At 66.3% G+C, this 14,337-nt stretch carries 11 protein-coding genes and 1 pseudogene; 1 reads left to right on the forward strand and 11 read right to left on the reverse strand.

Features of this window, described 5'->3' with window-relative positions; all coding sequences use genetic code 11:
* The 6 genes and pseudogenes from VGH54_RS24110 to VGH54_RS24135 form a co-directional block, all read right to left on the reverse strand.
* A pseudogene (locus VGH54_RS24110) lies at positions 1 to 189 on the reverse strand (hypothetical protein); the annotation flags it as partial.
* Positions 190 to 199: 10 nt separating this feature from the next.
* Positions 200 to 1,498 carry a fatty acid desaturase gene (locus VGH54_RS24115; RefSeq protein WP_331514642.1) on the reverse strand — a complete coding sequence of 433 codons (1,299 nt, stop codon included), beginning with the start codon at positions 1,496 to 1,498 and terminating at the stop codon, positions 200 to 202.
* Between the two features lie 83 nt (positions 1,499 to 1,581).
* A complete protein-coding gene (locus tag VGH54_RS24120) occupies positions 1,582 to 2,718 on the reverse strand; it encodes a ferredoxin reductase (protein WP_331514644.1) in 1,137 nt (378 codons plus the stop codon).
* Positions 2,719 to 2,804: 86 nt separating this feature from the next.
* Positions 2,805 to 3,323, reverse strand: coding sequence for a DUF6912 family protein (locus VGH54_RS24125; RefSeq protein ID WP_331514652.1), 519 nt, complete (start codon positions 3,321 to 3,323; stop codon positions 2,805 to 2,807).
* A gap of 16 nt (positions 3,324 to 3,339) precedes the next feature.
* On the reverse strand, positions 3,340 to 4,167 hold the full coding sequence (gene ppk2, locus VGH54_RS24130; protein ID WP_331514645.1) for a polyphosphate kinase 2: 828 nt from the start codon (positions 4,165 to 4,167) through the stop codon (positions 3,340 to 3,342).
* Positions 4,168 to 4,182: 15 nt separating this feature from the next.
* Positions 4,183 to 5,589 carry a wax ester/triacylglycerol synthase family O-acyltransferase gene (locus VGH54_RS24135; protein ID WP_331514646.1) on the reverse strand — a complete coding sequence of 469 codons (1,407 nt, stop codon included), beginning with the start codon at positions 5,587 to 5,589 and terminating at the stop codon, positions 4,183 to 4,185.
* A gap of 190 nt (positions 5,590 to 5,779) precedes the next feature.
* Between VGH54_RS24135 and VGH54_RS24140 the strand changes: the two genes are divergently transcribed.
* Positions 5,780 to 6,301: an Rv3235 family protein gene (locus VGH54_RS24140; RefSeq protein ID WP_331514647.1), complete on the forward strand. Its 522-nt coding sequence runs from the start codon at positions 5,780 to 5,782 to the stop codon at positions 6,299 to 6,301.
* A gap of 66 nt (positions 6,302 to 6,367) precedes the next feature.
* Here the strand turns inward: VGH54_RS24140 and secA are convergent, their stop codons facing one another.
* From secA to mtrB, 5 genes are all read right to left on the reverse strand, one after another.
* Positions 6,368 to 9,190: a preprotein translocase subunit SecA gene (gene secA / locus VGH54_RS24145; protein ID WP_331514649.1), complete on the reverse strand. Its 2,823-nt coding sequence runs from the start codon at positions 9,188 to 9,190 to the stop codon at positions 6,368 to 6,370.
* A 122-nt stretch (positions 9,191 to 9,312) separates the two neighbouring features.
* Entirely contained in the window at positions 9,313 to 9,999 is a 687-nt protein-coding gene (gene hpf / locus VGH54_RS24150; protein WP_414688787.1) for a ribosome hibernation-promoting factor, HPF/YfiA family, read from the reverse strand.
* A 265-nt stretch (positions 10,000 to 10,264) separates the two neighbouring features.
* Complete coding sequence (locus tag VGH54_RS24155) at positions 10,265 to 10,903, reverse strand: ComF family protein (protein ID WP_331514650.1); 639 nt, start codon at positions 10,901 to 10,903, stop codon at positions 10,265 to 10,267.
* Positions 10,904 to 10,942: 39 nt separating this feature from the next.
* A complete protein-coding gene (gene lpqB / locus VGH54_RS24160; RefSeq protein ID WP_331514654.1) occupies positions 10,943 to 12,703 on the reverse strand; it encodes an MtrAB system accessory lipoprotein LpqB in 1,761 nt (586 codons plus the stop codon).
* Positions 12,703 to 14,337: MtrAB system histidine kinase MtrB (gene mtrB / locus VGH54_RS24165; protein ID WP_331514651.1), on the reverse strand; the 1,635-nt coding region annotated here is incomplete at its 5' end. The genes lpqB and mtrB, both read right to left, overlap by 1 nt.

Raw genomic sequence — 14,337 nt, forward strand, 5'->3', positions numbered from 1 at the left:
CCAGATGCCCAGATCGTGCGTCGCCCAGGCCAGTGCCGCGACATCTGGGATCGAAAACCCAAGCAGCAGCTGGTGATAGGTGATGCAGCGGTATACGTGGTTGCGGTAAGCGGACAGGTCATCGCCTAACGCATCGCGATGCCGATCCAGCACGGCATCGACGATCGGATGCGCGGTGACGACCTCCACCGCGCCAAGCTTAGGCGGCCAGGTCGTCCCGTCCGGCCGATCGCTCGTTCCCGCCGTTGCGCTTGGCCCGCTTGTCGCGGCGCCACGCCCGGACGGTAGCGATCGCGGTCTTCAGACCGCGGCGACGTCCGGTCGCCGGATCGGCACCGGCGAAACCCGGCTCGAGCGCGGCGAACATCGACTCGCTGCGCGTTTCCGGCGCATTGTCGGCGGTGGCGCGCAGGTACTTGTCCGGCAGCGACAGCTTGGCGATGGTCCGCCAGGTCTTGGCGTACTGCACCAGGAAAGGCCCTGTGGTATAAGGCAAGTCGTACTTGTCGCAGAGTTCGCGCACCCGAACGGAGATCTCGGCATACCGGTTGCTCGGCAGATCCGGGAACAGGTGGTGTTCGATCTGGTGGCACAGGTTGCCGCTCATGAACCGCATCGCTGGGCCGGCGTCGAAGTTGGCACTACCCAGCATCTGTCGCAGATACCACTGCCCCTTCGACTCGCCGACCATGTCGGTCTTGGTGAATTTCTCAGCGCCGTCGGGGAAATGGCCGCAGAAGATCACCGCGTTGGCCCACACGTTGCGGATCACGTTGGCGACCGCATTGGCCTTCAACGTCGACTTGTAGCTCGCGCCGGGTGACAGCGACGTCAGCGCCGGGAACGCGACGTAGTCCTTGACCACCTGGCGACCGGCCTTGGCGAAGAACTCCTCGGTCCGCTGCCGGGCGTCGTCATTGCTCATCCGCTTCTTGACGATCTTGCCGATCTCCACATGCTGGAGACCAACGCCCCACTCGAAGCCCAGCGCCAGCAGCGCGTTGAACACCAAGTTGAACAGGTTGAAGCGCTGCCAGCGATGGTCGCGGGTCACGCGCAGCAGGCCGTAGCCGACGTCGTCGTCCATGCCGAGAATGTTGGTGTATTTGTGGTGCACGAAGTTGTGGGTGTAGCGCCAGTGCTTGGACGACCCGCTCATGTCCCACTCCCACGACGAGGAGTGGATCTCGGGGTCGTTCATCCAGTCCCACTGGCCGTGCATGACGTTGTGGCCGATCTCCATGTTCTCGACGATCTTGGCCACGCCGAGGGTCACGGTCCCCGCCCACCAGGCTGACCGGCGCGAGCTGAAAGCCAGCAACAGTCGGCCGGCGACCTCCAGTGCGCGCTGCGCAGCGATGGTGCGGCGAATGTAGCGGGCGTCGCGCTCGCCGCGGGAGTTTTCGATGTCCCGGCGGATTGCATCCAATTCGGTGCCCAAGTTTTCGATGTCGGCGTCCGTCAGATGTGCGAAGACATCGAGGTCGGTGATCGCCATCGCGCTATTGCCTTCCAGCAGATTACAGTTCGTGACCTACGCTATCGTAACCTACGAAACCGTAGGTTACCAGCGGGTAACTCTTAAATGTCGAGTGTGCAATCGCCTGACGCAGCGGAAATGCAGGTTTGCACGCGGGTTCCCGGCTCACGCTCCGCGCCGTTTCGGAGGTCGCGTACGTGACCTTCCACCAAACTGACCACGCACGACTGGCAGATACCCATCCGGCAGCCGAACGGCATCTGCACGCCCATTCGCTCACCGGCATCCATCAGTGACGTCGCCGCGTCGGCCGCGGTGCTTTTTCCGCTCTTGGCGAAGGTGACGGTCCCACCCGCTCCGGCCGGCGCCGCGCGCGATACCGCGAAGCGCTCGAGGTGCAAGTGGTCCGCGACATGAGCCGCCGACCAAGCTTGCTCGGCCGCGTCCAGCATGGCTTCGGGCCCACACGCCCAGGTCTGCCGGTCGCGCCAATCCGGTACCTCGGTGTCGAGCCGGGACAGATCCAGCCGCCCCTGATCGCGCGTCGCGCGCAATTGCAGCCGGTATCCCGGATGGTCGCGGGCCAGCTGCTCGAGCTCCGTGCCGAACATCACGTCGGCGGCGGTCGGCGCTGAATGCAGATGGACCACGTCGGTGATCTGATCGCGACGCACCAACGTGCGCAGCATCGACATCACCGGCGTGACGCCCGAGCCGGCGGTGACGAACAACACGGCGGGCGGCGCCGGATCCGGCAGTACGAAATTGCCCTGCGGCAGAGCCAGTCGCACGATCGTGCCTGGCTTCACCCCGTCCACCAGGTGAGCGGACAGGAAGCCTTCGGGCATCGCCTTGACGGTGATGGCCACCGTGCGCACGCTCCGGTGCGGACTCGATGTCAGCGAGTACGAGCGCCACCGCCAACGGCCGTCGATCAGCAGCCCGATCCCGATGTACTGGCCCGGCTGGTAATCGAGGCTGAAACCCCAGCCCGGCTTGATGACCAGCGTCGCGGAGTCGTGCGTCTCGCGCCTCACCTCGAGAACGCGGCCCCGCAATTCCCGCGCCGACCACAGCGGATTGGCAAGGTGCAGATAGTCATCGGGCAACAGCGGCGTGGTGATGCGTCGGGCCAGGGTGCGCAACGCGTGCCAGCCGGGATGGGTTTCCACTCCGGCCAGCGTAATGGGCCTGGTTTCGATGACGTCGGCGGCGGGTCGCGATATTTTTCTGTCCATTGAGGCGGTCCTGTCCATGAGAAGAATCCTCGCTCTCGCTCGGGACAGAACCTACGCTACCGTAACTTACGGTAGCGTAGCTAGCGCTAGAGCAGCTCGAGCAGGAACGGCAGCTCTTGGGCCGCGTACCAGGCCAGGTCGTGATCCTGTGCATCACCAACGGTCAGCTCGGCGTCCTCGTCGCCGAGGTCGGCCTCATCGATCACCGCGATCGCGGCTTTGACCTGCGGTTCCGCGGCGGCGTTGTCGACGAACGCGGCGACGACATCGTCAGTGGTGACCGGCGCACCGATCCGCACCACGGCGTCGTCGAGATCGGGGCGCAGTGTGACATCGCCGACGTCGGCGACCAGCACTGCGCGTCGCGGCGGCATCTCGTTCCCCGATTGCCCGGAATCCTCCGCGGCGCCGGCTAGCAGCCGCAGCGAGGCCAGCGCCGCCTCCCGCAGCGCCACTTCGCCCAGCTCGTCCTCGTCGCCCTCGGCGTAGGCCTCCCGCAGCTTGGGGGTTACCGCGAAGGCGGTGCCGCTGACCGGCCGTAGCGAGCCGTCGGCGACAAGCTGTCGGAGCATCGACAGTGTCACCGGGATGTAAATGCGCATCAGTAAGCGCCCACCCTTGTCATTCAACCGAACCAATCAACGTCGCCACGTGGTCGTCGACGTAGGTGGACAACTCCCGTGGTGGCCGCTGGTAGTTGCCGCTCTTGATCGGATGAGCGGGCAGTTTGACTTTGGGTCTTTTGACATCGCGATACTCGATCGTGGACAACAGGTGCGCGATCATATTGAGACGCGCGTGCTTCTTGATATCCGATTCCACCAGATACCAAGGGCTGTAAGGCATATCGGTGCGGGCCATCATCTCGTCGCGGGCCCGCGAATAGTCCTCCCACTTGTACAACGACTCCAGATCCATCGGGCTCAATTTCCATTGCCGCACCGGGTCGTTGCGCCGCGCTTTGAATCGCCGCAATTGCTCTTCTTCGGAGACCGAAAACCAATACTTCCGCAACAGAATCCCGTCGTCGATCAGCATCTGCTCGAAGATCGGGGTCTGCTGCAAGAACAGCGCGTGCTCTTGCGGCGTGCAGAATCCCATGACTTTCTCGACGCCGGCCCGGTTGTACCAGGACCGGTCGAACAGCACGATCTCGCCTTTGGTCGGCAGCTGCGCGACGTAGCGCTGGTAATACCACTGCCCGCGTTCCCGATCGGTCGGCGCGGGCAGCGCCTCGATTCGGGCCACGCGTGGATTGAGATATTCGGTGATCCTTTTGATGGTGCCGCCCTTGCCCGCGCCGTCACGACCCTCGAAGATCACCACGACGCGGGCGCCAGAAGCTCTCACCCATTCCTGGAGTTTCACCAATTCCGTTTGCAGCCGGAATAATTCGGCCTCGTAGACCTTGTTGGGGATTTCGGGCTTCTTCTTCTGCGCCTTGCTCACCCTCGAATGGTAGGGCTACTGTGCGGCTTCCAGCAGTTCATCGAGTGATTCGGCCAATAACACCGGTAGTACGTCGACATCGCTCATCGCGTCCCGATCGGCGTTGATGCCGAAATACAACTTGCCGTTGTACGACGTCACGCCGATGGCCAGCACCTGATTGTTCAACAGCGGCGGTACGGCGTAGGTCTCCAACAACTTCGCACCGGCGACATACATTTGCGACTGCGCGCCTGGCGCATTGGTGATCAACAGATTGAACAAGCGCGGCGACAAGCCCGTGGCGACTCGAATTCCCATGGCGTGCAAGGTCGGCGGCGCAAAACCCGACAGGGTCGCGATGGTGCGGGCGTCGACCAGACTCGCCGCGGTCGGATTGGTTTCGGTGGCATGCGCGATCTGCGACAATCGCACCACCGGGTTGCCCTCCCCGACCGGCAGGTCGACCAGAAACGGCGCCACCTGGCTGATCGCCTGCCCCCGGCTCGACGAGTCGAATGTTTCGTCGACGTAGACCGGCAACGGCGCCATCGCCCGCACTGTCGCAGCCGGCGCGGGCGACTCGCCGCGGGACAGCAGCCAGTTGCGCAGCGCACCGGTGATCACCGCCAGCACCACATCGTTGACATCGCAGTTGTAACGCGACCGAATGGCCCGGTAGTCGTCAAGTTGGCCGCGCGCGACCGTCAGCCGTCGGCTGCGCGACACCGTGGTGTTGAGCGGGCTGCTGGGGGCGTTGCCGCGCGCCAACGTCCGGGCGACGTCGAACATCCTCCGGCCGGTCTCCACCAGCTGTCCGGAGTTGGTCAACAGATCGGTGACCCCGCTACGGACGGCGTTCAACTGCGCCTGCGGGCGGGTGGCCCAGTCACCGAGCGCGCGCAGCACCAGCTCCACGGTGCCCGGCTCGCGGGCCGGCACCCAGATGTCTTCGGCGAACGGCGGCGGGCGCCGGTTCCGATCGGCGATGACATGGCTGACCTCGACCGCGCCCATGCCGTTGATCAATGCCTGATGCGACTTGGTGTAGAGGGCCAGGCGGTTGTTGGCCAAGCCCTCCACCAGGTACATCTCCCAAAGCGGCCGCGACTTGTCCAGCGGGCGGGCGGCCAGCCGGCCGATCAGCTCGTGGAGCTGCTCGTCGCTGCCCGGCGATGGGAGCGCGGAGCGCCGGACGTGGTAGGTGATATCGAAATCGCGATCGTCGATCCAAACCGGTCGGGCCAGCCGCATTGTCACTTCGCGGACCTTCTGCCGGTACCGCGGCACCTTGGGCAGCTGCCGCTCGACGGTGGCCAGCAACGTCTCGTAGCTCAACCCGGCCCGCGGCTGACGCAGAATCGACAGCGAGCCCACATAGAGTGGCGTCGCCGAATTCTCCAGCTGGTAGAAGGAGGCGTCCGAAGCGGACAACCGGGTCACGACGCCTCTCCCCTTTACATCTTTTGCGACTTGGTCCACCGACCAATATGCCGCACACCGTAACCGTCCGCCGGGGCCCGATGCAGCGCGGGTACGCGGATGCGGTGATTGTGCGATGATCGTCACACTCGTCTGCCACTCTCCAGCAGGCCAGCCTTTTGAGGCCCTTCGGAATTCCCGGGAGAGTGCAATGCTGACCAGTTCAAGCCCATCGGACCAGACGGCGTTTGCGGTCACCCAGGTGGTCGACTGTGAGCCTCCGGCACGTGACGTCCGGCAGTGCCGACCGCCCTCACCGGCAGCGCTGCGGCGGCGCAATGCACATGTGCCGCAACGGCATTCGAGTCACCATCAGGCGCCGCCCGCGCCCGCGATGTCAGCCCCGATGCATCGGGCGGCACGTTTCGCCGATGCCGCGCTGCGCCGAGTGCTGGAAGTGATCGACCGCCGCCGCCCGATCTCCCAGCTGAACGGCCTGCTCGCCGCCGGACTCGTCGACTCGGTGCTGTCGGCCAATCGACTGGCCGGTGCCGATGGCGGGGTGGCGGTGTTGCGCCGGGTGCGACTGCAGGCGGTGGGCAGCCCGGACGGGTTCGCGGCGGCCGAGGTGTTCGGCAGCTACAGCCGTGGGCCCCGCATGCACGCCGTCGCCTGCCGCATCGAGTCGGTCGGCTCCGGCCGCTGGCAGGTGGTTGCGCTGCACATCGGTTAGGCGGCTCCCCGGGCGGCAAGTGCGGGCTGCGGGGTGCCGCTGAACCGGGCGAGCACCGGGCTGGCGCTAGCGCCGCTTGGCCTTGGCGTGCCGGCCCTGCCGACGGGCGGCCTCGCGGCGTTCACGACGGCTGCCCCCGGATCCGCCGGCCCCGGAGCCGCCGCCGTTGCCCTGCACCTGCGCCGAGCCGTCCTCGGCGGGCCCACTGTAGGTCAGCGCGGGTGCGTCGTTGTCAATTCCTTTGGCGCGCAACGCAGGTGCGGGTTCACGGGCTGCGGCGGGGGCTTGAACGCCGCCGGCCTGCCTCTGCGCACTGGCCGCGGCGGCGGCGGCGAACTCCGCCAGGCCCTCGGGCTCGGCGACCGGTCCGACCTGCTGGGCCGGTACCGCCTCGACCGCGACGTTGAACAGGAAGCCGACCGACTCTTCTTTGAGGCCGTCCAGCATCCCGGTGAACATGTCGAAGCCCTCACGCTGGTATTCGACCAGCGGGTCGCGCTGCGCCATCGCGCGCAGGCCGATGCCCTCTTTGAGGTAGTCCATCTCGTAGAGGTGCTCACGCCATTTGCGGTCGATGACGTTGAGCAGGACGTTGCGTTCCAGCTGACGCATCGCGCCCTCACCGGCCAGCTCTTCGAGCTCGGCTTCGCGCGCGGCGTAGGCGCGATCGGCATCCGCGATCAACGCGTCGAGCAACTCCTCGCGGGTCAGCTCGCCGGGCTCCCCGACCGCCTCGGAGTCGATCAGAGTGCTGTGGTCGAGGCCGACCGGGTACAGCGTTTTCAGCGCCTCCCACAGCTTCTCCAGATCCCAGTCCTCGGCGTAGCCCTCGGCGGTGGCGCCATTGACGTAGGCGGTGATCACGTCGACGAGCATGTCGTGCGCCTGCTGTTGGAGATTCTCGCCTTCCAGGATCCGGCGGCGCTCGGCGTAAATGACCTTGCGCTGCTGGTTCATCACCTCGTCGTACTTGAGGACGTTCTTTCTGACCTCGAAGTTCTGCTGCTCGACCTGGGTCTGCGCGCTCTTGATCGCGCGCGTCACCATTCCCGCTTCGATCGGCACGTCGTCGGGCAGGTTCAACCGGGTCAGCAGCGTCTCGAGCGCGGCGCCGTTGAAACGACGCATCAACTCGTCGCCCAGCGACAGGTAGAACCGCGACTCACCGGGGTCACCCTGACGGCCGGAGCGGCCACGCAGCTGGTTGTCGATACGGCGTGACTCATGCCGCTCGGTGCCCAGCACGTAGAGCCCGCCGGCCTCGATGACCTCTTTGGCTTCGGCCGCCGCCTCGTCTTTGACGATCGGTAGCTCCTCGTGCCAGGCCGTCTCGTACTCGTCGGGAGTCTCGACCGGATCCAGGCCGCGGGCACGCAACCTCACGTCGGTGAGAAAGTCGACGTTGCCGCCCAGCACGATGTCGGTACCGCGTCCAGCCATGTTGGTGGCGACCGTGATGGCACCGCGGCGGCCGGCCTCGGCGACGATGCCGGCTTCCTGCTCGTGGAACTTCGCGTTGAGCACGTTGTGCGGAATCTGCCGCTTCTGGAACTGCCGCGATAGATACTCCGAGCGCTCCACGCTCGTCGTACCGATCAGCACCGGCTGGCCCTTCTCATAGCGCTCGCCGACGTCGTCGACGACCGCGATGTACTTGGCTTCCTCGGTCTTGTAAATCAGGTCGGACTGGTCGGTGCGGATCATCTCCCGGTTCGTCGGGATCGGCACCACACCGAGCTTGTAGATCTCGTGCAGTTCGGCGGCCTCGGTCTGCGCCGTACCGGTCATGCCGGAGAGCTTGTCGTAAAGCCGGAAATAGTTCTGCAGCGTGATGGTGGCCAGCGTCTGGTTCTCGGCCTTGATCTCAACGCGCTCCTTGGCCTCGATGGCCTGATGCATGCCCTCGTTGTAGCGCCGGCCGACCAGCGTGCGGCCGGTGAACTCGTCGACGATGATCACCTCACCGTCGCGCACGATGTAGTCCTTGTCGCGATTGAACAGCTCCTTGGCTTTCAGCGCGTTATTGAGGTAGTTGACCAGCGGCGAATTGGCCGCCTCGTAGAGGTTGTCGATGCCGAGCTGGTCTTCGACGAACTCCACGCCGATCTCGTGCACACCGACGGTCCGCTTACGCAGATCCACCTCGTAGTGGGTGTCTTTTTCCATCAACGGCGCCAGCCGGGCGAATTCGGGATACCAATTCGAGGCTCCGTCGGCGGGCCCGGAGATGATCAGTGGGGTGCGGGCTTCGTCGATCAGAATCGAGTCGACCTCGTCGACGATGGCGAAGTTGTGGCCGCGCTGGACGCAGTCTTCCAGCGAATGGGCCATGTTGTCGCGCAGGTAGTCGAAGCCGAATTCGTTGTTGGTGCCGTAGGTGATGTCGGCCGCGTAGGCGACGCGACGCTCGTCTGGAGTCATCTGCGCCAAAATCACGCCGACGTCCAGGCCCAGGAAGCGGTGCACCCGGCCCATCCACTCGCTGTCACGTTTGGCCAGGTAGTCGTTGACGGTGACGATGTGCACGCCGTCGCCGCCGATGCCGTTGAGGTAGGCCGGCAACACTGAAGTCAGGGTCTTGCCCTCACCGGTCTTCATCTCCGCGACGTTGCCGAAGTGCAGCGCCGCACCACCCATCACCTGCACGTCGAAGTGCCGCTGGTCGAGCACCCGCCAAGCCGCCTCGCGGGCCACCGCGAACGCCTCGGGCAGCAGGTCGTCGAGGGCCTCCCCGTCGGCGTGCCGCTTCTTGAATTCCGCGGTCCTGGCCTGCAATTCGGCGTCGGTCAGCTTTTCGATGTCCTCGGACAAGCTGTTGACATAATCGGCCACCCGCTTGAGGCGCTTGACCATGCGACCTTCGCCAAGTCGCAACAACTTATCCAGCACGGCTTAGTCCCCTAGGTCCTCTGTAGATCCGACGTCTTCGACGTCATCCATCCTAGGTGACGGCTCAGGTGGTATCCCGGCCACGACCAGTCGATGCTCGCCGCGGCCCAGGTTGGAACGGCTCAGGACAGCCGAATCAGACCGTAGTCGTAGGCGTGCCGCCGGTAGACCACCGAAGGCCGTTCGGTCTGCTTGTCGTAGAACAAGAAGAAGTCGTGGCCGACCAACTCCATCTCGTAGAGGGCGTCATCGACTGACATCGGCTTGGCCTCGTGCTCCTTGGTCCGCACCACCCGCCCGGGCTGGTGATGCCCGTTGGCTCCCGGGTCGCCGAAGTGTGGGGCGTCGATGTCGTCGAGGTCCGGTTCGGGATGCGGTACGACGGCGGTCGCCGCGGCCAGCGAGACCGGGGTCTTGTCGCCGTAGTGGACTTTGCGGCGATCTTTCACGCGACGCAGCCGGCCTTCCAGCTTTGCTACCGCGGACTCCAGCGCGGCATAGAAACTGTCCGCGCATGCCTCGCCACGGACGACCGGCCCGCGACCGCGAGCGGTGATCTCGACGTGCTGACACGACTTGCGCTGGCGCCGGTTGCGTTCGTGGTCGAGTTCGACGTCGAACAGATAGACGGTTCGGTCGAGTCGCTCCAAGCGGGCGAGTTTTTGCGAGACGTAGACGCGGAAGTGGTCAGGGATTTCGACGTTGCGGCCTTTGACGACGACCTCGGCGCGTGCCATTGGTTCGTGTTCATCGGCGTCGACCGGAGGTTCAGCCAGAAGCTGCCCGGCATCAACGGTTTGTCTTGACATACTTGACAACTCGTTTCTCTCGCATTGCGCGCAGCTAAGCGCGCCCGGCTATAGGTACACGCGCCGACGGGGTTGTCAGAACTCAGTGGCCGCCCGCCGATGCTAGGTGTCGAACACTCACCCCCTACCGTTGACGGTGGCGCCTCAATCCGCGGTTCAGATGCGCTGCCTTGAGGCGTTGTCGGTGCTTGATTCCGACGGTAGACCGTCCACTGGCGGCATTGCCAGCATTTCGCCCGACCTGTTGCGAGTTCTTCACAAACACTCATGCCGCCGCTAGCGCCAGCACTGCCGACACTCGTGCCCCGGCCCGGTGCAGCACACGCACCGACTCGCGGGCGGTGGCGCCGGTGGTGACGATGTCGTCAACCACCAGCAGCTCGCTGCCGGCCGGCAGCCGCCGGCGGGTCAGCAGCACCCGTCCGGCGATGTTGCGTTCACGTGCGGCGCTGTTCAACCCCGCCGAGTCGCGGGCCAACGCCGTCATCCGCAGCGCCTGCACGACGGTGATGTCCGCGTGGCCCGCCGTCGCCAGCGCGGCGACACGCGTCACCGGGTCGCCGCCGCGGTGACGGGCCGACCAGCCGCGGGTCGGCGCCGGCACGATGGTCAGCGGAACGTCGAGCAGACCCCACCGCAGTAAGCGGTGCACACCGAGAGCCAGCGACCGGGCCAGCGGCGCCCTCAGATCGGCCCGGCCGCGGTCTTTCATCGCGACGATCGCCCGCCGCCGCGCACCCGCGTACCGGCCGAGCGCGAACACGGGTACCTGCGGGTCGATGCGCGGCGTGACAACGCGCGGCGCATCGAGACCGATCGCGAGTTCGTCGGCGCAGGCAGCACACCAGCGCGTCGACGGGGCCCCGCAACCACCGCACTCCAGCGGGAGAACCAGATCCAGCACAGCGCCAGTGTGCCGAGCGACACCGACATCACGCGCGCCTCAGCCGGGCATCACCGGCATCGCCCCACCCACCATGAACGGCGGGACATCGAGCCAGCCCTGCACGCCTTCGGCGCCCGAGATCGACAGCTGCATCACGCCGCGTGGGTCGGCGACGTACACCGTCGACGGGTTGGCTGCGATCACCCCGACCGGCTGCTGCAGATTGGCGCTCGGTGCGTCGGAATTCACCCCGTCGATGTTGACGTACGACACCGGGTGCTCGGCGTCGTTGCGGCTGACCGCGATGTCTTCGTCAGTGCGCCACGCCAACGACACCACCGAGGAGCCCAGCCCGAACCCGAGCCGCCGGGGATAGGCCAGTGCGAACTGACCGGCCTGCGTCTGCTCGACGCTGGCGCAGATCACCTGGCCATTGATCACCATCGCGGCGCGGGTGCCATCGCGGGACAATTGCAACTCGGCGATCACTCCGGGGAAACGGCTGGAGACCGCGGCCGAGTCGACCGGCAGCCGCGCCGGCTGCCCCGAGGCGGTCTCCTGGATGGCGCGCAGCACGGTGTTGCCGTCGGCCACCACCCATACCGCGTCGTCCAGCGACCAGGTAGGTCGCGAAAGCGTATGTCCGTCAGCCGCTTCGGCCGCCTCGCCACCGAGGTCGCCGATCCACAGCGACGACGCCATGTCCGGGGCGCCGGGCCGAAGCGTCACCACCGAGGCCACCTGATGCCCGTTGCGGGACAGCGTTGCCGAGGTCTGATCCGTGGTCCGCCCGAAGGCGCCCGGCACCGGGTCGGAGCGCTGGCCGTCCAGCGCCACCACTCGGCCACCGATCAGCGCGTGCACGCCGGCGGCGGCGCCTTCGGCAACACCCGGGTCGGTAGCCGCGACGTCCGTGGTGTTCCACCCGTCGGCGAAGCGTTCGTCGAGCGAGGCGCCGTCGGCTTTGATCACGTAGGGGCCCTTGATGTCTGCGCGGGCCAGCGTCCAGATGATCTGTGCGGCAACCAATTGCCTGCTGCGTGGATCGGCAACCGTCAGCAACTCCAGGTCGATGCGGGCTCCGCCGTAGCCCCGGCCGACGCCGCTCTTGCCGCCGTCGGCGCGCGTCACCGGTCCGCGCAGCCGCACCGGCGGCGTCAGCATGTTGTGCACGCTCTTAGCCATCTCCGGGCGCGGGCCCGCAATCAGCTTGGACACCAGCTCGGTGGCCAGCTGATCGCGGTCGGACACCGCGACATAGCGTGGATCCGGCACCACCGTCTTGCCGGTCGGGTCGGAGAAATACAGGGTGTTGCGCTTATAGGTGGCGTTGAACTGCTGCCAGTCCAGGAAGACCCCGTTGGGCAGCTTGTCGATGCGCCAGCCGCCCGGCGTCTTGACCAGCTCGATCGGACCGGGATCGGGCAGCTGTCCTTCGGCGGTCTCGAACACGCCCATGTCGGACAGCGAACCGAGCTTGTCGGCGCGCATCGCGACCGAAACCCGTTCGGTGCTATGGGTTTCGACGAACACCACATGGTCGATCAACAGCGCGCTACCGGCGTCGTCCCACGCATCGGACGCCGACCGGGTCAAGAACTGTCGCGCCGCCAGGTGCCGGTTGGCCGGATCAGCGGTGGCTTTGAGGAATTCGCGCAGCAGCACATCGGGATCCATTCCGGGCGTCGGCTTGGGCAGGTTCGCCGGCGCCGGACGCTCGACGGTGCCGATGGCCTGTGGCGCCGATGCGCTCGGCACACCGGCGCAGCCCGCCAGCACGACCACCAGCGCGGTCAGCAGCCCGGTTAGCTGCCGCATCACGCGCCGCGCTCCGCGGGTTCGCGCTGCCGGACCTTGCCCTCTTTGCGTTCCGGCGCAATAGGTTTCATCGGCAGCGGGCTGGTCGTGACCTTGTGTCCCCGGACCAGCGGCAGGGTGAGCCGGAAGCAGGCGCCGTTACCGGGCTCGCCCCATGCTTCCAGCCGGCCCTGGTGCAGTCGCGCGTCCTCAACGCTGATCGCCAGCCCGAGCCCGGTTCCACCGGAGCGCCGCACCCGTGACGGGTCCGACCGCCAGAACCGGCTGAACACCAGCTTTTCCTCACCCGGCCGCAGCCCGACGCCGTAGTCGCGGACGGTGACCGCGACGGTGTCCTCGTCGTAGCCCATCCGGATCCGCACCGGCTTGTGCTCGGCGTGGTCGATCGCGTTGGCGATCAGATTGCGCAAAATCCGCTCGACCCGGCGCGGATCGACCTCGGCGATCACGTCTTCCTCCGGCATGTCGACGATCATCTGGACCCCCGCGTCCTCAGCCAGGTGACCGACGTTGCTCAGCGCGCTGTTGACGGTGGTCCGCAGATCGACTGCCTCGACCGACAATTCGGCCACGCCGGCGTCGTGGCGGGAGATTTCCAGCAGATCGCTGAGCAGCGACTCGAACCGGTCGAGCTCGTTGACCATCAGCTCGGTGGACCGTCGCAGCGCCGGGTCGAGGTCTTCGCTGTGGTCGTAGATCAGGTCGGCGGCCATCCGCACGGTGGTCAGCGGGGTGCGCAGCTCGTGGCTGACGTCGGAGGTGAACCGGCGCTGCAGGTTGCCGAATTCCTCGAGTTGGGCGATCTGTCGGGACAGGCTTTCGGCCATGTCGTTGAACGACACCGCCAGCCGGGCCATGTCGTCTTCGCCGTTGATCGGCATCCGCTCGGACAGATGCCCGTCGGCGAACCGCTCGGCGGTCCGCGCCGCCGCCCGCACCGGTACCACCACCTGCCGGGTGACCATCCAGGCGATACCGGCCAGCAGCACCATCAACACCAGGCCGCCGGTGGCCATCGTGCCGCGGACCAGTGCGATCGTGCTCTGCTCATTGCCCAGCGGGAAGACCAGGTACAGCTCGAGATTGTTCACCCGCGACATCGTCGGAGTGCCGATCACCAACGCCGGCCCGGAGAAGCCCTCGGTGTGCACCGTCGCGTACTGGTAGGCCACTTGCCCGGCCTTTACGAATTCGCGCAGCGTGTCGGGCAACTGGTCGACCGGCCCGGCGGAGGCGGCGGGCCGGGGGCCGTCGCCCGGTACCACCAGAACGGCATCGAACGCGCCGGCCAGGCCGGCTCCGGAGGTCGAATCGGTCTTCGATGTCAACGTGTTGCGGGCCAGCTGCAGGCTGCTGTCCAGCGACCGTGTCTCCTCACCATTGACGATCCCGCTGACGGTGGTGCGCGCGCGCTCGATCTGCTCGGTGGCGGCGCGGACTTTGACGTCGAGCACGCGGTTAGTGACCTGGCTGGTCAGCGTGAAGCCGAGCGCCAAGATCACCGCCAGGGACATGCCGAGCGTCAGCGCGAGCACCCGAAGTTGCAACGAGCGGCGCCAGGCCACGCCGAAGGCGCGGCTCAACGTACCCATGCCCCGTATCACCGGGCCCGAACGACCCGAACGACCGCGAAA

This window comes from Mycobacterium sp., from assembly GCF_036488105.1.
Lineage (GTDB): Bacteria > Actinomycetota > Actinomycetes > Mycobacteriales > Mycobacteriaceae > Mycobacterium.